Here is a 21,851-nt window from a genome sequence, read left to right as displayed (position 1 = left end):
AGCACCCGGACGGTGCATGTCGCCTGTCACCAACGTGCCGGGACAACACACCTAGGGCCTGCCTGCGGATCAGGGCCCGCCTGGTGGATCAGGGCGCCGGCCGGACCCCGGAATGCGCGTAGGGCCTGTCCGCCGGATCCGGCGGACAGGCCCTACGCCACACTCGCTTCCTCAGGCCCGCGGGCCCCTGCCCTCGCGGGCGGTCAGGCGTGCAGGAACAGCCCGAACCAGCGGAAGATCTCGGGAACCTGGCGCTTCCACACCGGCACCGTGTGGCCGCCGGCACTCGCCGGGATCATCTGGACGTTCACCGTCGTCGGCTGCTTCGCGAGCTGCTTGAGGCCCATACCGGCCTGGTAGCCGTCGGCCGCCGCACCGGAGATGTACAGCGCCGTACGGGGCGGCTTCCCAGCGTCGTTGGCGGCCTTCAGGATGTGGATCGGGTTGGTCTCGACGCGCAGCTTCGGGTCCTTGCCGGCGAGCGAGTCGGGCTCGATTGCCGGGTCGTTGTAGCCGGACATGGCGACCGCGGCGCGGTAGCGGTCCGGGTGGGCCAGCGCGAGCTTGGAGGCGCAGTGCGCACCCGCGGAGTAGCCCGCCAGGCCCCAGGCGTCCGGCTTGTCGCCGGCCCGGAAGTTGTCGATGATCATCTGGCGGACGTCGACGGTCAGCCAGCTGTCGGCGTTGACCTTGCCGGGGAGGTTGACGCACCCGCTGTCGGCGTTGGGCAGGACGTTGGTCCGCGGCGACACCAGGATGAACGGCTTGACGGCACCGCTCTGCATCAGCGGCGCGAGCTGCTGGGCCACCTTCAGCGATCCCAGCCAGGACTTCGAGGACCCGGGGTAGCCGGGCAGCAGCTCGACCACCGGGAACTTCTTGTCCTTGTACGCGGGGTCGTTGTACTGCGGCGGCAGCCAGACGTAGACCTCGCCGTTGACGCCCGAGATCTGGCCCTTGAGGTCGGTCATCTGGACGTTGGGGCCCACCACCGGGTCGTCGGCCGGCCGGAACTGCTGGTGGACCTTGGGCTGGTCCTTGAGGTTCTTGCCGCCCAGACCGTCCGGGCCGAGGTTGCGGGCCGCGTCGATGTGGTTACCGGTGCCGAGCAGGTCGCCCCAGTTGTCGTACAGGTTGTTGGCGTTGTTCACCAGGAGGAAGACCACCGTGATGGCGGTGACCTGCGCGAACAGCAGCATCAGCAGCCGCGCGAGCCCTTTCACCGCGGGTGGTCCGGCCACCCGGCCCCAAACGGCGAACGGCAGGACGAAGGCGACGATCAGCAGCAGGAGCGCGAAGAGAAAGAAGGGAGTGCCCGTCAGGCTCATCGGGATCTCGTTTCCAGGACGTAAACACGAAGGACGTGGGCGTGGGTTCCGGCCCCGCCTTCGGGCAGCGAGCCTCTCCGCGACCTTAGATGGCAATCCGCGCGAGCGTGGTTGCCCGGCTTTGGTCCTTCTTTACATGTCCCTTCCGTCACAGCCGCCCGCCGGGCACCGGCCGTTCGCCCGTCCCTGCATGCCTCTCATCCCCGCTGAACCGCAGGTCAGACCAGCCGTCGGGCGGCTGCCCAGCGCGTCAGCTCATGCCGGTTGGAGAGCTGGAGCTTGCGCAGCACCGCCGAGACATGCGACTCAACCGTCTTGACGGAGATGAACAACTGCTTGGCGATCTCTTTATACGCGTACCCGCGCGCTATCAGCCGCAGCACCTCGCGCTCACGCTGCGTGAGGCGGTCCATGTCCTCGTCGACCGGCGGCGCGTCCGTCGAGGCGAAGGCGTCCAGCACGAAGCCGGCCAGCCGCGGCGAGAAGACCGCGTCGCCGTCGGCGACCCGGAAGATCGCGTTGACCAGGTCGGTGCCCGTGATCGTCTTGGTGACGTAGCCGCGGGCACCGCCGCGGATGACCCCGATGACGTCCTCGGCCGCGTCGGAGACCGAGAGCGCCAGGAACCGGACCGGCCGCTCGGCGTCCGCCATCATCGCGGCGCTGCGGCGCAGCACCTCGACACCGCCGCCACCGGGGAGGTGCACGTCCAGGAGGACGACCTCGGGCCGGGTGGCGGTGATGACCGTGATCGCCTGGTCGACGTCGGCGGCCTCGCCGACCACCTCGACGCGGGTCCGCTCGGTCTGGCCGATCTCGGCCTGGACGCCCGTGCGGAACATCCGGTGGTCGTCGACCAGCACGACCCGTACGGTGCGGTCCTCGCCCGCGCCGCTCCCGGCCTCGGCCTGCTGTGCCTCGTCGCTGCTCATCTCGTCCGTCCGCCCTTCGCCGTCTGCCCCGTCATGATCCCCTGCCCCGGCCCGCCGTGTCGCCACGGGCCCCTGCCGCGGCCCGCTCCGCCGGGGGCCGCCGCCCCGCTCATTCCGTTCGTCTCTCCGCGCCGGTGCGGCGCTCGGCGCGCTCCTCGGCGCGCTCCATCTCCAGCTCGACGACCGTGCCGCCATCGGGGGCGGAGCGCAGCCGGGCCGTGCCGCCGTGGCGCTCCATCCGGCCGATGATGGATTCCCGTACGCCCATCCGGTCCTCGGGGACCGCGTCCAGATCGAAGCCGGGGCCGCGGTCGCGCACCGAGACGAAGACCGTCCGGCCCTCCACCTCGGCGAACACCTGCACCGCACCGCCCTCGCCACCGTACTTGGCGGCATTGACCATCGCTTCGCGCGCGGCCTGCATCTGGGCGCCGAGCGCCTCGTCGAGCGGGCAGTCGCCGACGATCACGACCTCGATGGGGACGCCGTGGTGGTCCTCGACCTCGGCGGCGGACGTGCGCACCGCCTCCGCCAGCGTCGCCGGCTCCTCGTCCTCGTCCTTGCCGCGGCCCTCGGGCTTGTAGAGCCAGGCGCGCAGCTCGCGCTCCTGGGCACGGGCCAGCCGCGCCACTTCCCGGGGGTCGTCGGCGTTGCGCTGGATCAGGGTGAGGGTGTGCAGCACGGAGTCATGGACGTGCGCGGCCACCTCGGCGCGCTCCTGGGCACGGATGCGCATCAGCCGCTCCTCGGAGAGGTCCTGCGTGATCCGTACGAGATAGGGGCCCGCCAGCAGGGCGATGCCGACGACGACGGCGAGCGCGGCCTGGAGCACCGAGCCCAGGTTGTGCACGGACCCCTGGAGCACGACGATGCCGGTCACCCCGACGCCGACCAGCAGCACGCCGGCCGCGCCGCGCAGCACCGGGAACAAGGCCTTGCGGCGGCCGAGCTCCAGCCACTGGGCGCGGCGGGAGTTGTCCGCCTGGCGCCAGACGAGGGCGACACCGGCGCCGATCAGCAGCACCGGCCAGAGATAGCCGTTGGCCCGGCCCAGCTGGAACCTGGACGCCACGATCGAGGCGCCCACCAGCAGCGCGATCAGCGCGAAGACCTGTCCCTTGTCGGGCCGGCGGCCCAGGATCCGCCGCTTCTCCTCACCGGGCGCGGGCTGCCGGGTCTCGACGCCGCCGACGCCCAGCGGCACGAAGAACCAGAACGCGGCATAGAGCAGGGCCCCCATGCCGTCGGCCATGAAGAGCGCGAGGAAGACGACCCGCACCCAGGAGACCGGGAGGCCGAGGTGTCCCGCGAGACCGCGCGCGACGCCACCGAGCAGCCGCCCGTCGGCGCTGCGGTAGAGCTTGCGCACGGGCGGGTCGTCGGGGTCCGGTGCCGGGGCGTAGATCGTCTCGGCGCGGGGTGGCGCTGTGGTCATGTCCCAGATCGTCACACGCCGGGCGGCCGAAGACATCAGGGTCGACCCTGAACCCATCCCTGACCTTGCTCAGGGAACCCCCTACCTCCCCGGCTCGGCCCGACACCTGCCTCCGGCTCGGCCCGGCGCGTCCGACTCAGCCCCACACGTCCGGCTCAGCCCGACGTCGCGTTCTTGCGGAATCCGTCCTTCACGTTCGAGAAGACCGCTTCGTACTTCGTCCAGTTCGCGGACGGCGCGGACACGTAGATCGCGTACTCCTTCTTGCCCTCGCGGCCGAAGCCGAGGTCGATCCCCCGGTACTCGCGGGCCCGGCCCTGGAAGGAGAACTCCCAGATGGCGGCGGGGTCGCCCTGGAAGACGGTGTCCTGGAGCCGCAGCCGCTTGTAGCTGGGGTACTGGACCTTGAGGTCGGACTCGACGTCCTTGAAGTGCTGCACCTGGTCCGCGGAGGAGAAGTCCAGGACGTTGACGGTCAGCTGCGCCAGCTCGGCGTCGTTGCTGTAGACGATCTGCCGGCCGTTGTCCTTGACCTCCCGCTTCCAGCCGGACGGTACGGGGAAGGACACACCGAGCGCCTTCTCGTCGACCTGGCGGTAGCCCTTGGGGACGGGAGGGGGCGGCCCGATACTGCCCTGCGGCACGCTCGGCAGTACGGGGGTGCCGGTATTGGCCGACGCATCGGACGCATCGGACGCACCGGAGTTGCCGCGGTGCGTCACGTACAAGGCCGCGCCCGCGCCGCCGCCGACGACCAGCACCCCGACGATGCTCCAGGCCACGGCCCGGCCGCGCCGCTTGCGGGGCGCCGGGCCGTGGCCGAGCACGTCCGCAGGGCCGGCAGGGGGCGCTCCGCGGACCCCGTCGCCGGGCAGCGCCACCCGGCCGGTCGTGTCCGCGCCCGCGGCCGTACCGCTGCCGCCCTCGCTGCCCATGGCAACCGGCCCCGTGCCGGCGGACACCGGAGCCACCGCACCCGCGCCGGCGGCCGTCTCCGTACGGGCGCCGGCCGCGGAGTCCGCAGCCGTGCCCGCAGCCGTGGGCGATCCGCTCCCGGTGCCGCTCCCAGTGGGCTGGGCAGCCCCCGCCTTGCCCGCACGGTCCACCGGCCGTGTGGGAGCCTCGGGCTGCTCGCCCGTTTCCGGACGCCCGCGGCCGACCGTCCCCAGGGCCAGCGTCGGCCAGCCGATCAGCGCCGTCTCCGCCTCGGCCTCGGCCGTCCGCAGGGCCTGCTCGACGATCTCGGCGGTCGGCCGCTCCGCCGGCTCCTTGGCCAGCAGCGCCTCGATCAGCGGCGCCAACTGCCCGGCGTTGCGCGGCGGCTCCAGCGGGTCGACGGCAATCGCATACGCCGTCTCGACCGCGGTGTTCTTCCGGAACGGGGGCCGTCCCTCCACGGCCTGGTAGAGCGTCGCCCCCAGGGCCCACAGGTCCGAAGCGGGGCCGGGGGTACCGCCCTTGACGCGCTCGGGCGCCAAGTAGTCGATGGAGCCGACCAGCTCGCCGGTCTTCGTGAGCGTGGAGGTGCCGGTGGCGACGGCGATCCCGAAGTCGGTGAGGACGACCCGGCCGCCCTCACCGAGCAGCACATTGCCCGGCTTGACGTCGCGGTGCAGCACACCGGCGGAGTGCGCGGCACGCAGTGCGGCGATCATGCCGCGGCCGATCCGGGCGGCTTCCCGTGGCGTGAGGTACGTGTCGGACTGCGCGGCCTCCTTGATGGCGTCGCCGAGCGTCGTCGACGGGACGTACTCCATGACGATGCACGGCAGCCCGGCGTCGTCCACGACGTCGTGCACGCCCACCACATTGGGGTGGTTGATCCGCGCCGCGGCCTGCGCCTCCCGGGTGGTGCGCTCGTGACGGGTGGCGAGTTCGTCCGCGTCGAGTTGGGGCGACACATGCAGGCGCTTGACCGCGACCTGGCGCCCGAGGACTTCGTCCCGGGCCCGCCAGACGGTTCCCATACCGCCCTGGCCTATCCGTTCGACCAGGCGATACCGCCCGGCGACCAGTCGCCCCTCGTCCACCGACGCCGTCTCCGCCACCGCACGCCCCTCCGGAAACCCGTACGTATTCAGGGCGTAACGATAGTCTCCGACGTCGGCGAACAGCCCTTCGGCCACCGCCGGACCCGACCCTTTTTTCCCACCGGAGCCGCACCGAGCCGAAGTGTGCGCGGCTCGTGTCGCCTATGCGTGGAGACTCACGGCGCGTGTGGCGCGGAGATCCATATCGCCACGCGTCCGGCGTGGCGGGCTCCGCGCGTCCCGTGGGAGGCATCAGGGATCTCTCAGGGACCTCTCCGGGGATCTCAGGGATCAGCCAGGGTCTTCACGGATACCGCCGGGCCGCGGCCCTTGTCACCATGGCTTCATGAACGATGCACCCCCTGTCGCGGAGCCGGCGGCCTCCGACCCCACCGGTCCCACCCCGCCGGCCGCCGAGCGAGCCGGCACGCTGCGCCGCAGCAGGCGGCACAAGGTCGTCGCGGGCGTGTGCGCCGGGCTCGGCCGGCAGTGGGATCTCGATCCGGTCATCTTCCGCATCGTGCTCGCCGTGCTCTCCGTCGGCGGCCTCGGCCTGATCTTCTACGGCTTCGCCTGGCTGATCATCCCCCTCGACGGCGAGGAGGAGAACGAGGGCCGCAGGCTGCTCTCCGGCCGCGTCGAGGGCTCCGCGCTGACGGCGCTGCTGTTCGCGCTGGTCGGCTGCGGACTGTTCCTGACCGCCCTCGGCAAGGGCAGCATGATGTCCTTCGCCATCATGCTGACGCTGGCCGTGGCCGGTTCCGCCTATTGGTCGCGGCAGCGCCGGCGCGCGGAGGCCGAGGGCCTGGAGACCATGGACGCCGCCACCGCCCAGGCCGTCGCCGACGCCCCGCCGGAGACCCAGGCGCCCCCGGCGCCGAACACCCCGTCCTGGTGGCGCGATCCGCGCAGCAGGGAAGCGATGGCCGGCGGGGGCTATCTCTGGGGGCCGGACACCCGGCTCGACATCCACTACGAGTCCGTGCACCACGGCACGGCCACCACCCCCCGGCCGCAGGGCAGTTGGACCGGCGCCGGGCGGCCCGCCCCGTGGACTCCCCCGACCGACCCGGCTTCCGCCGCCCCGCCCAAGCCCGCGCGCGCCGGGCGCCCCATCGGCGGCCGGACGTTCGTACTGGCGGCGCTGGCCGGCACCGGCGCCGCCCTCGCCGTCCACCGACACGCCGCGCTCGCCCCATCCCTCCAGGCGGGCCTGGCCTGTGCGTTGGTCGTGTTCGGCCTGGGACTGGTGCTCAGCGCCTGGCTGGGCCGTACGGGTGGCGGCACGGTCTTCATGATGGTCCTGACGGCCGGGCTGCTGGCGGTCGCGACCGTGCTGCCCGCCGACATCACCACCCGCTGGCACGACCGCGTCTGGGCCCCGGCCGATATCGCCGCCGTCCAGCCGCACTACGCCCTCGGCTCCGGGGACGGCCGTCTGGACCTCAGCCGGCTGCCCGTCAAGAACGGCGCCACGGTCCGCACCAGCGCGGAAGTGGGCGCCGGCCGCCTCCAGGTGACGCTCCCGCAAGGCGTCACCACCACGCTCCACATCCAGCTCGGCCTCGGCGACACCCATCTGCCCGGCGACGGCCCGCAGGACGTGCACTTCTCCGCCGGCGGCCCGCAGCGGACGGTCACGCTGCCCGCGGACGGCCTCAAGAAGGGCGAGAAGCCGCACGGGACACTGGAGTTGAACCTCAAGGTCGGCGCCGGCCAGGTCGCCGTCGAGCACGCCGTTCCCGGCCCGCAGTCCATCCCCTCGTCGGCCCCGACCCCCCAGGGAGCCCCCCAGTGAAGCGCCATCCCTTCGAACCGGGCCGGCTGGTCTCGGGCGCCGCCGCCATCGCGGTCGGCACCGGCTACGGGCTCGACGCCCTCGGCGTCTGGCACGCCCCCGGCCCCTGGCTGTTCCTCGCCGTCCCGGCCGGGCTGGTGCTCTCCGGCATCACCGCCGCCATCTGGGCCACGGCCCGCCGCCACCGGCCGCAGTCGCCATCGAGCCGGCCGTCATGAGCCGGGTCCGCGTCCCGTGCCGCCCGACGGGGCCGCGGCGCTCAGCGCCCTATGGGCCGTGTCCGGGCGGAGCCGTCGCCGGGCGAGGCCATCGCTAGGCGGGGCTGGTCGGGGCTGGTCTGGTTTCGGGTTCTGGCCGGTGGGTGGCGGCCTGAGGGCTGCACCGGAGTGCTCCCCCAGCCTTCGGCCGGGTGGGGGTCCCCCCAGCGGTAGCTGGGGGAGTGCCCCCACGGCGCGGGCGCATCTGGTGTGTGGATGAGGAATGCCCCGGCCTTCGCTCCAGGTCCTGCGGGCGCACTCCGGTACATCCCTCCGGCCCTGCACCGTCGCCGACCGCCGGACAGTGGCTCCGACCGACACCGGGGCCGGTTCTTCGGCTCGGCCCAGGTGTCGACATCCGGTCCGTACACGGCCGAACGGCGTTGCGTCAGGGCTGGCCGCAGCGGTGGTGACCTCTCCGAAACCTCTCCGCACGGCATACCTAGCCATAGAGCTGCGCCCCGTGCCGCTTGCGGCGGTTGGTGAGAGCCGCGTCCAGGGAGAATCTCGGCGTGCCGGCCAGGACGAGCGGGGTCCAGGCCATCAGGTAGGCGAGGTCGTTGCCGTAGTAGTACGGGTGGGTCTGCCAGCTCACGGTGAGCCACAGCGTCAGCGAGATCAGCGCGCCACCGAGCGCGGCCAACCGGCCCAGCAATCCGACGAGGATTCCGACGCCGACCAGCAGCTCACCGCCGGCGATCGCGTAGCCGACGGCCGCCGGGCTCTTCTGGGCCAGCCCTACGAGCTGCGGCAGGGCGGCCGTGGAGTGGACCTGCCGCAGCAGTTCGCCGAGCGATCCGGTGCCGTTCGCGGCCAGGAACGCCGGGTCGGTCAGCTTATCGAGCCCCGCGTAGAGAAAGGTGGCGCCAAGGAAGATCCGCAGTGGGAAGAGCGCATGGCGCGCCCACCGCCCGCGCAGTCCGGCGCCGCCGGGGTCCGCGCCTCCCAAGTCGGCACCGTGTGTGCGATGCGCGTGCACCATGACGTCCGCCTCTCCGTTGCCACCGGGAGGAGACGATTGTGCCGTCGCGCGCACCCCATGGCGAGATGTGTACGCACATGCGCTCGACGAGTTGTGCGCATGTGCAGGTCGGACGGCTGCCGCACCCATCGTGACCTGGGGCCGGTGGTTATCCGGTGGTTGCCCGATGATGACCCGACGGTACCGGGCGGTAGCCGGATCCCGTCGTCTCCCGGGCCCTGATTGCGTGTCCGGTGTCCGCACCCCGGTGTCCGCTGCCGCTCCGGCTTGCCGGTTCCGGACGCCCGGTCATGGACGCGGATCCACCCTGGACACCGATCCGTTCTGCACACACCGATCCGAGCCGGATATCGATCGGTCCGGATAGTGGTCGGTGCCGGATACCGATCGGTGCTGGATGGTGATCAGTTGGGGGCGCCGACCAGGCCTGTAGGTCGACCAGTCCTGTAGCTGGTCGACCAGTCCTGTACGTCGATCAATCCTGTACGTCGATCAGTCCTGTACATCGATCCGGTAGGCGGCCGTTTCCACGCCGGCGGCTGTGATGACGCGGACCTCCACGGTGCCCGGTTCCACGTCCACCGGCACCGGCACGGTGAGCACGCCGTCCGTGGGGTTGGCGAAGCCGCCGGCCACCGGGACCAGCGGGACCGGTACGTGGACCGCGCCGATTCGTACAACGGTGCGGGCCAGCCGGTCGGGGGTGCCGGCGCCGGGCGGGACGAAGCCGGTGCCGCGGATCTCGATGTCGTCGCCGGTGCGGATCGGCGCGGCGAGGTCGCCGACCTCCCGGGAGCGTACGACCGACAGAATGACCGGCCGGCCGCCTGCGACGCTCTTCCCGGCCAGGTATGTCACCCCGGAGAGGGCGGCCAGGATGACCAATCCCCAGGGGATGGCGGGCAGTTGGCCGGGGTTTCCGGCCAGGCGGACCAGGGCGAGGGCCAGCAGGGCGGCGTTCACCAGCGCGTACTGGGCGTCGGTGAGGCTGCCGCGCCCGGCGTCGTCCGCCAGCAGGTCCGCGGCCCGCGGGCGCCCGGCCGGCACCTTCTGCACGCGTCCGGAGCGGATCCGCCCGGCGGTCAGGCCGTACGCCAGCACCGCCACCCCGCACCCGACGGCGAGCAGGGCCAACAGGCCGCCGGACGACGCGAGTTCAAAGCCGGCGAGGACGCGGCGTCGCTGGTGCGGGCCGGATGCCGCCGCCAGCTGGACGGCGAGCAGCAGTACGGCGTAGAGCACCGCCAGCACCCACCCGGCGGCGACCGCGCGGGAGGTGGAGAGGCGGCGATCCTCGCCGATCACCGGCGCCAGCGCGCCGCCGTGCGCGGGATGCCGCCAGGCCGCGGCCGTCACCCCGAGCGCGAGTACGACGGCCGCGGTCAGGCCGGCGGTTCGGGCCAGTGTCCAGCCCGTTCCGATGGCGGTCAGCGCCTGGCCGAGCAGCAGGGCCACCACCGCGGTCCACACGGCCGTCAGGGTGCGCCGCCGGACGGCCGCCGGCCAGGCTGCGCCCTCGGCTGCGGCGCACTCGGCCAACACGCGGGCCGACAAGGTCAGTTCGTCCGAGACCCACTGCCGGGCGGCGCCGGCGGAGTGGGCCAGTCCGGCCGGCACCCCGCGCCCGGCGGCGAAGTCCTCGCGCAGCGCGGCAAAGGCGGCGACCGCCTGCCGGTGCCCCTCGCGAGCGCCATGCGGGCACCGTCCGCACCGGCACACACCACCGCCGCCGGGCCGCCCGCCTCCTCCCGGCTCGCCCATTCCGGCCACCCTGCTCGCCGAATCCACCGACACGTCCGTACCGCCCCGCCGCCGCTCGTCCCAACTTCTCTTCCTAGACGGCGAATTGTGCCTCAGATACCGGGTCCGACCCCTCATCGTCCAGGTGGCGGACGGTGCGGCGGGCGGCGGCAGGTTGACGTGCAACGGCCCGTTCCGCGGTGCACCGGACCCGGATCCCACCCGGACGCGCATTCCCGACGCTTCCTCCGTTCGGGCGAATCGGCGTCGGTCGACGGCTGGTCGGCCCGAGCGCTGCGCAAACTTCCCGCCGTGCGCGAGATACACGAATCTCACGAAATCGAGGCCGAGACCGGGGCCGCAGCCGATGCCGGCGCGGGGGCCGGCCGGCGCCGCGGGGGGCCGAAGGGGGTGCTCCTGCTGACCGGGGCGCTGCTCACCGGCCTCGCGACGGCCGCCGCGCTGTCCGCGGTGCTGGCCCTCGGCACGGCGCCCGCTGCCGCCGCCCGCCCCGGACCGGTCCGCCAACCGCCGGGGGACAACTGCGCGTTCGCCGGGACCGCACCGCCCGTCCATCTGCCGACGGAGTTCCCCGTGCCACCGGGCTGGCACATCCCCTGCACCGAGCCGACCCCCAGCCCCAGGCCCACCCGGACGTTCAGGCCCGTGCCGTCCCCGGCGCCCAGCCGTTTCGCGGCCCCCCGGCCGCTCCGCACCCCGGCGCCCGCCCGCACACCGCGGCCGGCGCCGCCCCCTCCGCACCGCAGCGCGGCCCCCGCGCACCCGCCACCGGCCACTCCGCGCCCCGTCCGGCAGCTGGCGGCACCGGTCCCGGCCCGGCCCCGCAGCTACACGCCGGTGCGCCCCCGACCGCACCACGGGCGCTCCGTGGTGACCAGCACGCTGCTGGTCACCACGCCGGCGCTGCTGGCCGCCGCCGCCCTCCGTCCCCGTTCGCGCTCCGCGTCCCGTTCCGCCGGGCGCAGTTCCTCGTAGGAGGTCTCCATGTCGCAATGGCTGGTGCTGACCATCGCCATGGCCGCGGTCTGCGGCGTCGTCCTGACCATCACCGTCCTCAAGGAGCGGCGGGTCGGCAAGAACGACGACCCGAACGAAACACCCGATGTCATCGAGTACCTGACCATGATGGTGGGGGTGGTCTACGCGATCGTGCTGGGGCTCGCCATCGCCGGTGTCTGGGAGGCCAAGAGCGGCGCCGAGGACACCGTACGGACCGAGGCCCAGGCGCTGCACGAGGTCAGCGAGCGGGTGCGGGCCTGGCCGGTGCCCGTACGGGACCGGATCCGCGCGGACGTCAACTCCTATGTCGGCGACGTCGTCCACAAGGAATGGCCGGCGATGGCCGACCGCGGCGAGCTGACCCAGCACAGCGCGGACCTGCTGGACAAGGTGCGCGCCGATGTCATCGACTACCACCCGCGCGACGACTACGAGCGGGAGTCCTACCAGCCCGTCGTCGACCAGGTCGCGGTGGCGGACGCGGCGCGCAGCGCCCGTGCCGACGCGGCCGATTCGACGCTGCCGGGTGTGGTGTGGTTCGGGCTGATCGTCGGGGGTGTGATCTCCATCGGCGTGATGTTCACGCTCCAGATCCGGCGCTCGGGGCGGGAGTTGCTGATGGCCGGCGTCTTCAGTGCGCTGATCGCCTTCCTGCTGTTCCTGGTGTGGGACTTCGACGCGCCGTTCAGCCGCGGTCTCGCCACCGCCGCCGACCCCTTCTTCGCGCTGTTCCCGCACGTATGAGGCGCGGGGCGGCGCCCCGCCGGGGCGCCGCCCTCCGCCCCCTAGCCGAACATGTCCGGCTCGCTGCGTGCGAGCTGCTGGTACAGCGGCTGGTAGTTGATCCACGCGACCAGGTCGCTGCCCAGCTGCTCCCGGGTGCGGACGGCGTCGTGATGGCTGATCAGCACCGGCTTCCCGGCCGCCTTCGCCGTCAGCTGCACCTGGCAGGACCGCTCCATCGTGAGGAACCACCAGGCCGCCGCGTCGACCGAGTCGCCGACCGTCAGCAGCCCGTGGTTGCGCAGGATCACGGCCTTGTGCGGGCCGAGCGCGGCGGCGATCCGGCGGCTCTCCTCCTCGTCCACGACGACGCCGCTGTAGGCGTCGTAGAGGGCGTGCGACTCGTAGAACGCGCAGACGTCCTGGGTGATCGGGTCCAGCAGCTCGCCGAGGGCGGCCAGCGCCCTGCCGTACGTGGAGTGGCTGTGCGCGGCGGCCACGACGTCCGGGCGGGCCTGGTGGATCTGCGCATGGATCGCGAACGCCGCCTGGTTGACGTGGTGGCGGCCCTCGACGACCTGCCCCTCGCCGTTGACCAGGATCAGATCGCTCAGCGTGAGGAGGGAGAACGACATCCCGAAGGGATTGACCCAGAAGCAGTCGGTGAACTCCGGGTCGCGCGCGGTGATATGACCTGTGACGCCCTCTTCGAACCCCAGGCGCCCGAAGAGGCGCAGCGCCGCCACCAGGCGCTCCTTGCGGTGTCTCCGCTCCTCCTCGACGCTCTGGTGCGTCGGCGGCATCGCGAACTGAAGCTGCTCGGTGGGTATCGGCGTCGGCTCGGGCATCGCGGTTCTCCTCCTGGCGCGTAGGGCTCACAGCGCTCGGGCGGAAGCTACCCTCCGGTTCCGGCGGAGGCCAGGGTCGGGACGGAACGGTCACTCCCCCCGGCCGTACCCGCTCAGCAGCTCCACGCCCTTCAGCAGCGCCGAGTGGTCCAGGGCGCCGTCGCCGCGGGCCACCGCGGAGGCGATCAGCTGGGCCACGGCGGCGCCTACGGGGAGCGGGGCGCCGACGGTGCGGGCGGCGTCGGTGACGATGCCCATGTCCTTGTGGTGGAGTTCGAGTTTGAAGCCGGGGTCGTACGCGCGGCGCAGGAAGTTGTCCTTCTTGCGGGCGAGGACGGTGGAGCCGGCCAGGCCGCCGCCCAGGACGTCGAGGGCGGCGTTGAGGTCGACGCCGGACTTCTCCAGGAAGACCACGGCTTCGGCGCAGGCTTGGATGTTGACGGCGACGATGAGCTGGTTGGCGGCCTTGACGGTCTGGCCGGAGCCGTGGGGTCCGCACAGGACGATGGTCTTGCCGAGGGCTTCGAGGAGGGGCTTGGCGGTGTCGAAGTCGGCTTGTTCGCCGCCGACCATGATCGACAGGACGGCTTCCATGGCGCCGGCCTCGCCGCCGGAGACGGGGGCGTCCAGGACGCGGATGCCCTTGGCACCGGCGGCCTTGGCCAGGTCGATGGAGGTCTGGGGGGTGATCGAGGACATGTCGATCAGCAGGGTGCCGGGCCCGGCGTTCTCCAGGATGCCGTCGGGGCCGTAGGCGACCGCCTCGACCTGCGGGGACGCCGGGACCATGGTGATGACGACATCCGCGTCCCGGACCGCCTCGGCGATCGACGACGCCTCCCTGCCGCCGGCGGCGACCAGCGCGTCCGCCCGGCCGGGGCTGCGGTTCCAGCCGAGCACGGTGTGCCCGGCCTTCGCGAGGTTGACCGCCATGGGGCTGCCCATGATGCCGAGGCCGACGAAACCGATGGTGCTCATGCGCCACACTCACTTACTTCCGCATAGCGGATTCATGCTATCGCTATTCGAAATCCATGATGTGCGGCATGGAGAAGCACGTCAACCGGCCGCGGAAACGGCAACGCCGCCGCCCCTTCGGAAGCGAAGGGGCGGCGGCGCATGGCGGCCTTCAGCGGGAGGCGGCGGTCACTCCCACTCGATGGTGCCCGGGGGCTTGCTGGTGACGTCCAGGACGACGCGGTTCACGTCCGGGACCTCGTTGGTGATCCGGGTCGAGATCCGGGCCAGGACGTCGTACGGCATCCGGGTCCAGTCCGCGGTCATGGCGTCCTCGGAGGAGACCGGGCGGAGCACGATCGGGTGGCCGTACGTGCGGCCGTCGCCCTGGACGCCGACCGAGCGGACGTCGGCGAGCAGGACCACCGGGCACTGCCAGATCTCGCGGTCCAGGCCGGCCGCGGTCAGCTCCTCGCGGGCGATCGCGTCGGCCTCGCGCAGCAGGTCGAGGCGGTCCTTGGTGACCTCGCCGACGATGCGGATGCCCAGACCGGGACCGGGGAACGGCTGGCGGTGGACGATCTCGTCGGGAAGGCCCAGTTCGCTGCCGACCATCCGGACCTCGTCCTTGAAGAGCTGGCGCAGCGGCTCGACGAGCTCGAACTCGATGTCGTCGGGCAGCCCGCCGACGTTGTGGTGCGACTTGATGTTCGCGGTGCCGGTGCCGCCGCCGGATTCGACGATGTCCGGGTAGAGCGTGCCCTGGACCAGGAAGGCCACCTCCTCGCCCTCGGCGCCCGCCTCGGCGACCAGCTCGGCCTGCGCCTGCTCGAAGACGCGGATGAACTCCCGGCCGATGATCTTCCGCTTCTGCTCGGGGTCGCTGACCCCGGCCAGCGCGTTCAGGAAGCGCTCCTCGGCGTCCACGACCTTCAGCTGGACGCCGGTGGCGGCCACGAAGTCCTTCTCGACCTGCTCGGACTCGCCCTTGCGCATCAGGCCGTGGTCGACGTAGACGCAGGTCAGCTGGTCGCCGATGGCCTGCTGGACGAGGGCCGCGGCCACCGCCGAGTCCACGCCTCCGGACAGCCCGCAGATCGCGCGCTTGGTGCCGACCTGGGCGCGGATCGCGGCGACCTGCTCCTCGACCACGCTGTGGGTGGTCCAGTTCGGCTCGATGCCCGCACCGCGGTAGAGGAAGTGCTCCAGGACCTGCTGGCCGTGCGTGGAGTGCAGCACCTCGGGGTGGTACTGGACGCCGTAGAGCTTCTTCTCGTCGTTCTCGAAGGCGGCGACCGGGACGACGTCGGTGGACGCGGTGACCGCGAAGCCCTCGGGGGCGGCGGAGCAGGCGTCGCCGTGCGACATCCAGACGGACTGCTCGGCCGGGGTGCCCTCGAAGAGGGTCGAGGAGGGCTTGCTGACGGCCAGCGGGGTGCGGCCGTACTCACGGGCGCCGGTGTTGTCGACCGTGCCGCCGAGGGTGGTGGCCATGAGCTGGAAGCCGTAGCACATCCCGAAGACCGGGACGCCGGCCTCGAAGAGCGAGCGGTCCAGGCTGGGGGCGCCTTCGGCGTAGACCGACGAGGGGCCGCCGGAGAGGATGATCGCCTTCGGGTTCTTGGCGAGCATCTCGGCCACCGGCATGGTGGACGGCACGATCTCGCTGTAGACCCGGGCCTCGCGGACCCGACGGGCGATGAGCTGGGCGTACTGTGCGCCGAAGTCGACTACGAGGACGACGTCCGGGGCAGCGGCAGGGGGCGCTGATGGCACTTCGGCGGCCTTCCGGCGGTGTGGAGCAGGGGTTGGACTTTCGATTCTAACGGGCTCATACTGAGCGCCATGTCCCAGCAGCTGACCTTCGTCTTTACCTATGGCACCGGCCCGTCCGGCTGCCATGGTCGTGCTGCTTGATCGACTGACAAGCGACTTCCCCAGGCGCCCCGGGCCGCAACGGTCCGGGGCGCCTGTCCGTGTCCGGGACCGCCTGCCGGCCCGGAGCTCCCGGGGTTCTTGATCCCCGACCTCAGGAGACACGGAAATGAGCAGCGAGACCACGAGCAGCGCCACCACCGCCCCGGCCGCCCCCGGCACCGGCGCCCACACCCCGGAAGCGGTCGGCATGATCGGCGACGCGCGCCGCCGGATCGACGACCTCGACGGGCGGATCATCGGGCTCGTACAGGAACGGATGGCCGTCTCGGCCGTCATCCAGCGCGAGCGGATCGCCTCCGGCGGGCGCCGGGTGCACCTCTCCCGCGAGATGGAGATCCTGGCCCACTACCGCGATCAGCTCGGCAAGCCGGGCACCGCGCTGGCGATGACCTTGCTGGAGCTCTCCCGCGGCCGGGTCTGATCGGCAACGCCTGTCGGGCGTGGCCGGATCCGGACGGTGTGCGGGGGCGCGGGCGGCGTCCGGGAAGCGTGCCGCGGCGCGTGCCGGGCGGGTGTGCGCCCGGCGCAGCTGCCGCATCTGAGTTCGGTTGCCGACTCACCCGTACGGCGCGTGACCGGCCGACGAGAGGGGTCGTTGTTCCCGGTGCCACGCCAGCCAGGCGCGGCCTTGCAGGACTACGCGTAGACGCCGCCCCACGGGCGGAAAGCCGGAGCGATGAGACGCCGGCCGCTGGCAGCGGTCCGCGTCGTGGGACCTCGTTCCGGTGCCGTGGCCGGTCAGCAGGGGACAGCAGCCCGGTCACACCGATGGGGTGGTCGGTCCTGGGGACGCCCGGGACCGACCGCATCCGGTCGAAACGGTTGCGCCGGGTGATGCGCATCCAGGACGATGCTTGACGAACCGCTTACCGCGTCCGGTAAGGGCCTTTGCCTCGCCTGCCATTGGTCCAACCACCCCGCGCACGGAACACCGCGTACCACCCCGCACCATCCACAAGCCAGCGGCGCTACCCCCCCAGCGCCGCCCGTCGGTGCCGGCGCTGCCCTGACGCCGGCACCGAAAGCCAAGGGCCCCGTGGCCGTCCGCATCCCCCCTCGCGGACGGATCCCCGGGGCCCTTCGCTGTGACCGAGTACCGGAGAAAGCCATGGGGCGCCGGGGCTACTTCTTCGGCGGCACCGGCGGTACGGACAGGAACGGCAGCCTGAGCGCGCCGAACGCCTTCTCGGGGACGGCGGGGCGGACCGGTGCGACCGGGGCCAGGCGTTCGTACGGGCGGCCGGGGGCCGGGCGGCGGTCCGGTTCGCCCTTGTTGGGCCAGTAGGACATGGCGCGTTCGGCCTGCGCGGTGATGGTCAGCGACGGGTTGACGCCGAGGTTGGCGGAGACCGCGGCGCCGTCGACGACCGAGATGCCCGGGTGACCGTAGAGGCGGTGGTACGGGTCGATGACGCCGTGGTCGGCGTCGGCGCCGATGGGGCAGCCGCCGAGGAAGTGCGCGGTGAGCGGGGTGCCCATCAGCTCGCCGACGTTGCTGCCCGCGAAGCCGTTGATCTCCTGGGCGAGCAGGGTGGCCGCCTCGGTGGCCTCGGGTATCTGGTTGGGGTTCGGGGCGCCGTGGCCCTGGCGGGCGGTGAGCAGGCCCTTGCCGATGCCGCTCGGTTTGCGGTACGTGGTCAGGGAGTTGTCCAGGGACTGCATCACCAGGCCGATGATGGTGCGCTCGGACCAGCGGCGGTTGGAGAGCGAGCGGAGCGCGAGCAGCGGGTGGCGGGCCATGTTGCCGAGCCACCCGAGGACACGGCCGGCGGGCCGGTAGGGGACCTGGAGGATCGTCAGGCCGCCCATGGAGTTGGAGCCCCTGCCGTACCGGACCGGCTCGATGTGGGTGTTCTCGTTGGGGTGGATCGACGAGGTGATCGCCACGCCCTTGGTGAAGTCGACCCGGTCCGCGCCGTGTTGCCTGCGGTAGCGGCGGTCGTCGGTCTGGGCGCCCACCAGGGCCTCGGAGTTGGTGCGGGTCAGCGCGCCGAGGCGGCCCGAGAGGTACGGCAGCAGACCGGAGTCCTTCATCCGGTGCAGCAGCGTCTGGGTGCCGTACGTCCCGGCCGCGATGACGACCCGGCGGGCGGTGAACGTCCGGCCGGCGCCCTTCTTCTTGTTGTCGGTCGGCAGGGTGCGGACCGCGAAGCCGCCGCGGGAGTCCTCGGTGACCGCGACGACCGAGGTCATCGGGTGGATGACGGCCCCGGCCCGCTCGGCGAGGTGGAGGTAGTTCTCGTTGAGGGTGTTCTTCGCGCCGTGCCGGCAGCCGGTCATGCACTCGCCGCACTCCGTGCACGCCCTGCGGGAGGGACCGGCGCCGCCGAAGTACGGGTCGGCGACCTCGCCGCCGGGCGGCGCCTGCACCGCCGCTTCCCCGCCGGCTCCGTCCCCGTCTGCCCCGTCCCCGTCGCAGGCGTCCCTGCCGTCCCCGAAGAACACCCCGACCGGCGCCATGTGGAAGGAGTCGCCGACGCCCATGGCTTCGGCGGTCGCCTTCAGATGGACGTCGGACGGGGTCATCGTCGGGTTGAGCCGTACGCCGAGCATCCGCCGGGCCTGGTCGTAGTACGGCTTCAGCTCCGCCTGCCAGTCGGTGATGTCCTTCCACTGGGGGTCGTCGAAGAACGGTTTCGGCGGTACGTAGAGGGTGTTGGCGTAGTTGAGCGAGCCGCCGCCGACGCCGGCGCCGGCCAGCACCATGACGTTGCCGAGCAGATGGATGCGCTGGATGCCGTAGAGGCCGAGGGCCGGCGCCCACAGGTAGTTCCTGAGGTCCCAGGAGTTCTTCGGCAGCGTCTCGCGGGTGAAGCGGCGGCCGGCTTCGAGGACGCCGACGCGGTAGCCCTTCTCGGTCAGGCGGAGCGCGGAGACCGAGCCGCCGAAGCCGGAGCCGACGACGAGGACGTCGTAGTCGTAGCCGTCGTACGCGTCGCCGGCTTCCTGGTGTTGAGCAGCGTTCTCCTGTGGCACCGGTACCTCCGTATCCGTATTCGGGGCTCCGCCCCGGACCCCGCTCCTCAATCGCCGGAGGGGCTGAACTTTCGGGCTCAGCGCAACCGGAGCGCCTTCATCGCGCGCAGGCTGCGGGTCATGAACTGCGCGTACTTCTCGTCGTCCATCCCGAAGGCCGGTGCCAGCGGCATCAGCCGCTGCTGGGCGACGGTCTGCGCCTCGGTGTACTTGAGGATGCCCTCGGAGCCGTGCCGGCGGCCCAGGCCCGAGTCGCCCATGCCGCCCATCGGGGACTGCACACTGCCGTAGCCGGCCGCGTACGACTCGTTCACGTTGACCGTGCCGGTGCGGAGCCGGGCCGCGACCGCCCGGCCGCGCCGGCCGTCCTTGGTCCAGACGCTGGAATTCAGGCCGTACGGCGTGGCGTTGGCGAGTGCGACCACCTCGTCCTCGTCGCGGAAGCGGTAGATGGAGACGACCGGGCCGAAGGTCTCCTCGGCGCAGACGGCCATCGGCGCCTCGACGCCGTCCAGAATGGTCGGCTCGTAGAAGAGCGGGCCGATGTCGGGGCGGGGCCGGCCGCCGGCGACCAGCCGGGCGCCCTTGGCGACGGCCTCGTCGACATGGCGGGTGACGGTCTCCAGCTGGCGCTCGCCGACCAGCGAGCCCATGTCGGCGCCGTACGCGAGGGCGTTGCCCAGCCGCATCGCCTTCGTGCGGGCGGCGAACCGCTCGACGAAGGCGTCGGCGATCGACTCGTGGACGTACAGCCGCTCGATGGAGATGCACAGCTGGCCCGCGGAGGAGAAGCAGCCGCGGACGGCGCCGGCGGCGGCCTTCTCCACATCGGCGTCGTGCAGCACCAACATGGCGTTCTTGCCGCCGAGTTCGAGGGAGACGCCGACCAGGCGGTCGGCGGCGCCCCGGGCGACCTCGCGGCCCGTCCGGGTCGAGCCGGTGAACGAGACGTAGTCGGCGTGCTCGACGACCGCGGGGCCGACGACCGGGCCCTCGCCGATCACCACCTGCCAGACATCCTCCGGGAGCCCGGCCTCGATGAGCTGCTCACGGGCCCACAGGGCGGTCAGCGCGGTCTCGGTGTCGGGCTTCATGACGACGGCGTTGCCCGCGACGAAGGCCGGCAGCGCGTCGCCGACGGTCAGCTCGAAGGGGTAGTTCCAGGGGGCGATCTGCCCGACGACGCCGCGCGGCTGGCGGAGTTCGGTGACCTTGGTCAGGGTCGGTACGACACCGGTGTGGCCCTTGGGGCGGAGGTAGGAGGGGGCCTTGCGGCCGTAGTGGCGGGCGGCGACGGCGACCGCCTGCACCTCCTCATGGGCGTGCAGCCGGGCCTTGCCGGTCTCCAGCTGGATCAGGTCGAGCACCTCGGCCTGGCGGCGCAGGACCAGGTCGTGGAAGCGCAGCAGGACCGCGGCGCGCTGCCTGACCGGGACCTTCGCCCAGCGCTCCTGGGCGGCGCGGGCCCGCTCGAAGGCGCGGGCGACGTCCTCGGGGGTGGACTCGGGCAGGTCGGCCAGCTTCTCGCCGGTGAACGGGGTGTGGTTGGCGGTCCCCCCACTGCCCACCACGCCACGGGTGAGCCGTTCGGCCACCTCCGGGGTGACCACGTCGGCCGCCGTACGGGTGCCGGGGGCGGCGACCGCGACCGGGTTCCCTCCGGCGGGGGCCGCGGGGGCCTCGGGAGAGGTCTCCTGCGGGGCCTCGTCGGTGGCGGTGGGGGACGTTCCGGTGTCCTGCGAGTCCGTCATGCGGGCGAGCGTATGCCCCCGGGGACGCTTTGTGTACCCGGCAGTAACAGGTTTTCGCGGCGGACCCGCCATCGCGCCAGTGTTCGCTGGCCGCAATGGGGCTGGGCTGGGGGGATACGGCGCGGCCGGCCCGCCGCCCGGCCGCCTCCGGCGCCCGCCTCCCCGGTTCGCGCCGCCCGGCCGCTCACCGGCCGGTCAGCCGGAACGCGGCGACCGCGGTGTCGAAGTGCCGCTTTGCCTCGATACGCGACGCGATCGGCGAGGAGATCCAGACGTCCATCATCCTGCCGTCCTCGTTCCAGCTGAGGTCGTACGTATAGCGCGCGCCGGCGTCCTGGGCGCTGCCGTCCCAGACGAACTCCCAGAGCCCGGCCCGGAAACCGTTGTGGGTGGTCTCGGTGACCTGGCCGTCGCGGTAGCCGGGGTAGTCGGCGGGGCCCTTGGCGTCCGCGGTGCGCATCGCGCCGAGCGGCCCCTCCGGCACCGTCTTCTGGAGCTGGACGCCGATCCGGAAGCGCCTGCCCTCGGAGTAGTAGTAGACCCGCGACTTCTCGTAGGAGCGGGTGAAGCCCACCGGGACGGCCATCGCGAAGCCGTCCGGGTCCTGGACCGTCCGGTACCCCGCCGGGACCGCGCCGCCCTCGCCCGAGGAGGGCGACGTGGCCGTCGGGACCGTGGGGCCGGGCTTCGAGGGGGCGGCGTCCGGGGTGGCCGTCGGGCTCCTGGCCCCCTTCCGGCCGGTCGCCTGCGCGGAGCCGCCGGGGTGCGGGTCCGTGCCGGTGCCGTCGCTCCCGCTCCCGTTGGCCACGAGGGCGATGACGCCCGCGGTGACACCGGCGACGACGACCACGGCGCCCGCGATCAGCAGCGCGAGGCGGGTGCGGCCGGTGTGCGGGCGGGCGGCGGCGGCCAGCGCGCGGTCGTCGAGGGCGGCCGGGATGGGCACCCCGGGGGCCCGGCGAGCGGCGGGCGGCCGGTCGGGGGCCGCGCCCCCGGGGTGGGCGGCGGCCGGGGGCGCCTCGTCGGCCGGGGTGGGCAGCACCGGCGTACTGCCGGGACGGAAGGGGTCCTCCCCCACGGGGTGGAACGGGTCCTCGCTGGGCGGGTGTTCGCTGGGACGGCCGCCGCCGGGGCCG

The 21,851-nt window shown here is 72.7% G+C and carries 17 protein-coding genes; 5 read left to right on the top strand and 12 right to left on the bottom strand.

The genetic code is table 11. The features are described from left to right. Positions 1 to 203: 203 nt before the first annotated feature. From IEZ17_RS36585 to IEZ17_RS36570, 4 genes are all read right to left on the bottom strand, one after another. Complete coding sequence (locus tag IEZ17_RS36585) at positions 204 to 1,328, bottom strand: alpha/beta hydrolase (RefSeq protein ID WP_189307909.1); 1,125 nt, start codon at positions 1,326 to 1,328, stop codon at positions 204 to 206. 218 nt (positions 1,329 to 1,546) lie between these two features. Next, complete coding sequence (locus tag IEZ17_RS36580) at positions 1,547 to 2,260, bottom strand: LuxR C-terminal-related transcriptional regulator (protein ID WP_189307907.1); 714 nt, start codon at positions 2,258 to 2,260, stop codon at positions 1,547 to 1,549. 109 nt (positions 2,261 to 2,369) lie between these two features. Beyond that, positions 2,370 to 3,695, bottom strand: coding sequence for an ATP-binding protein (locus IEZ17_RS36575; RefSeq protein ID WP_189307905.1), 1,326 nt, complete (start codon positions 3,693 to 3,695; stop codon positions 2,370 to 2,372). Positions 3,696 to 3,850: 155 nt separating this feature from the next. Beyond that, on the bottom strand, positions 3,851 to 5,743 hold the full coding sequence (locus tag IEZ17_RS36570; protein ID WP_189307917.1) for a serine/threonine-protein kinase: 1,893 nt from the start codon (positions 5,741 to 5,743) through the stop codon (positions 3,851 to 3,853). 328 nt (positions 5,744 to 6,071) lie between these two features. Between IEZ17_RS36570 and IEZ17_RS36565 the strand changes: the two genes are divergently transcribed. Both IEZ17_RS36565 and IEZ17_RS36560 read left to right on the top strand, forming a co-directional pair. After that, positions 6,072 to 7,523, top strand: coding sequence for a PspC domain-containing protein (locus tag IEZ17_RS36565; RefSeq protein WP_189307903.1), 1,452 nt, complete (start codon positions 6,072 to 6,074; stop codon positions 7,521 to 7,523). Further along, the gene (locus tag IEZ17_RS36560) at positions 7,520 to 7,741 is read left to right on the top strand and encodes a hypothetical protein (protein ID WP_189307901.1); all 222 of its coding nucleotides are present in this window, start codon (positions 7,520 to 7,522) and stop codon (positions 7,739 to 7,741) included. Before IEZ17_RS36565 ends, IEZ17_RS36560 begins: the two co-directional genes overlap by 4 nt. 481 nt (positions 7,742 to 8,222) lie before the next feature. Here the strand turns inward: IEZ17_RS36560 and IEZ17_RS36555 are convergent, their stop codons facing one another. Together IEZ17_RS36555 and IEZ17_RS36550 are read right to left on the bottom strand one after the other, a co-directional pair. Further along, positions 8,223 to 8,762, bottom strand: a complete 540-nt coding sequence (locus IEZ17_RS36555; RefSeq protein WP_189307899.1) for a DoxX family protein — start codon at positions 8,760 to 8,762, stop codon at positions 8,223 to 8,225. Between the two features lie 492 nt (positions 8,763 to 9,254). Then, positions 9,255 to 10,523 (bottom strand): hypothetical protein, encoded by a 1,269-nt coding sequence (locus IEZ17_RS36550; protein ID WP_189307897.1) that lies wholly within the window; start codon positions 10,521 to 10,523, stop codon positions 9,255 to 9,257. A gap of 291 nt (positions 10,524 to 10,814) precedes the next feature. Here IEZ17_RS36550 and IEZ17_RS36545 point away from each other — a divergent pair, with 291 nt between their 5' ends. Further along, the gene (locus tag IEZ17_RS36545; RefSeq protein ID WP_189307895.1) at positions 10,815 to 11,498 is read left to right on the top strand and encodes a hypothetical protein; all 684 of its coding nucleotides are present in this window, start codon (positions 10,815 to 10,817) and stop codon (positions 11,496 to 11,498) included. A gap of 9 nt (positions 11,499 to 11,507) precedes the next feature. Further along, the gene (locus IEZ17_RS36540; RefSeq protein ID WP_189307893.1) at positions 11,508 to 12,266 is read left to right on the top strand and encodes a bestrophin-like domain; all 759 of its coding nucleotides are present in this window, start codon (positions 11,508 to 11,510) and stop codon (positions 12,264 to 12,266) included. Positions 12,267 to 12,307: 41 nt separating this feature from the next. On the opposite strand, the gene IEZ17_RS36535 is transcribed toward IEZ17_RS36540, so the two are convergent. The 3 genes from IEZ17_RS36535 to guaA form a co-directional block, all read right to left on the bottom strand. After that, positions 12,308 to 13,093 (bottom strand): class II aldolase/adducin family protein, encoded by a 786-nt coding sequence (locus IEZ17_RS36535; protein ID WP_189307891.1) that lies wholly within the window; start codon positions 13,091 to 13,093, stop codon positions 12,308 to 12,310. Positions 13,094 to 13,183: 90 nt separating this feature from the next. After that, the gene (locus IEZ17_RS36530) at positions 13,184 to 14,071 is read right to left on the bottom strand and encodes a 2-hydroxy-3-oxopropionate reductase (protein WP_189307889.1); all 888 of its coding nucleotides are present in this window, start codon (positions 14,069 to 14,071) and stop codon (positions 13,184 to 13,186) included. Positions 14,072 to 14,239: 168 nt separating this feature from the next. Beyond that, complete coding sequence (gene guaA / locus IEZ17_RS36525) at positions 14,240 to 15,826, bottom strand: glutamine-hydrolyzing GMP synthase (protein ID WP_189307887.1); 1,587 nt, start codon at positions 15,824 to 15,826, stop codon at positions 14,240 to 14,242. Positions 15,827 to 16,094: 268 nt separating this feature from the next. On the opposite strand from guaA, the gene IEZ17_RS36520 reads away from it, so the two are divergent. Beyond that, complete coding sequence (locus IEZ17_RS36520; protein WP_189307885.1) at positions 16,095 to 16,409, top strand: chorismate mutase; 315 nt, start codon at positions 16,095 to 16,097, stop codon at positions 16,407 to 16,409. A 701-nt stretch (positions 16,410 to 17,110) separates the two neighbouring features. Here the strand turns inward: IEZ17_RS36520 and IEZ17_RS36515 are convergent. The 3 genes from IEZ17_RS36515 to IEZ17_RS36505 all read right to left on the bottom strand — a co-directional run. After that, positions 17,111 to 18,964, bottom strand: a complete 1,854-nt coding sequence (locus IEZ17_RS36515; protein ID WP_189307883.1) for a GMC family oxidoreductase — start codon at positions 18,962 to 18,964, stop codon at positions 17,111 to 17,113. A 77-nt stretch (positions 18,965 to 19,041) separates the two neighbouring features. After that, positions 19,042 to 20,715 (bottom strand): succinic semialdehyde dehydrogenase, encoded by a 1,674-nt coding sequence (locus tag IEZ17_RS36510; RefSeq protein WP_189307881.1) that lies wholly within the window; start codon positions 20,713 to 20,715, stop codon positions 19,042 to 19,044. A 184-nt stretch (positions 20,716 to 20,899) separates the two neighbouring features. Further along, the coding region (locus tag IEZ17_RS36505) for a serine/threonine kinase C-terminal domain-containing protein (RefSeq protein ID WP_506005274.1) at positions 20,900 to 21,851 on the bottom strand (952 nt) is incomplete at its 5' end.

This window comes from Streptomyces albospinus, assembly GCF_014648695.1.
Taxonomy (GTDB): domain Bacteria; phylum Actinomycetota; class Actinomycetes; order Streptomycetales; family Streptomycetaceae; genus Streptomyces; species Streptomyces albospinus.
This window is presented reverse-complemented; position numbering and strand designations above follow the sequence as displayed.

Coding starts and splice junctions, on each gene's coding strand:
- IEZ17_RS36520 (WP_189307885.1), top strand. CDS start 16,095: ATGAGCAGCGAGACCACGAGCAGCGCCACCACCGCCCCGGCCGCCCCC.
- IEZ17_RS36550 (WP_189307897.1), bottom strand. CDS start 10,523: ATGGGCGAGCCGGGAGGAGGCGGGCGGCCCGGCGGCGGTGGTGTGTGC.
- IEZ17_RS36535 (WP_189307891.1), bottom strand. CDS start 13,093: ATGCCCGAGCCGACGCCGATACCCACCGAGCAGCTTCAGTTCGCGATG.
- IEZ17_RS36530 (WP_189307889.1), bottom strand. CDS start 14,071: ATGAGCACCATCGGTTTCGTCGGCCTCGGCATCATGGGCAGCCCCATG.
- IEZ17_RS36540 (WP_189307893.1), top strand. CDS start 11,508: ATGTCGCAATGGCTGGTGCTGACCATCGCCATGGCCGCGGTCTGCGGC.
- IEZ17_RS36575 (WP_189307905.1), bottom strand. CDS start 3,695: ATGACCACAGCGCCACCCCGCGCCGAGACGATCTACGCCCCGGCACCG.
- IEZ17_RS36555 (WP_189307899.1), bottom strand. CDS start 8,762: ATGGTGCACGCGCATCGCACACACGGTGCCGACTTGGGAGGCGCGGAC.
- IEZ17_RS36510 (WP_189307881.1), bottom strand. CDS start 20,715: ATGACGGACTCGCAGGACACCGGAACGTCCCCCACCGCCACCGACGAG.
- IEZ17_RS36565 (WP_189307903.1), top strand. CDS start 6,072: ATGAACGATGCACCCCCTGTCGCGGAGCCGGCGGCCTCCGACCCCACC.
- IEZ17_RS36585 (WP_189307909.1), bottom strand. CDS start 1,328: ATGAGCCTGACGGGCACTCCCTTCTTTCTCTTCGCGCTCCTGCTGCTG.
- IEZ17_RS36580 (WP_189307907.1), bottom strand. CDS start 2,260: ATGAGCAGCGACGAGGCACAGCAGGCCGAGGCCGGGAGCGGCGCGGGC.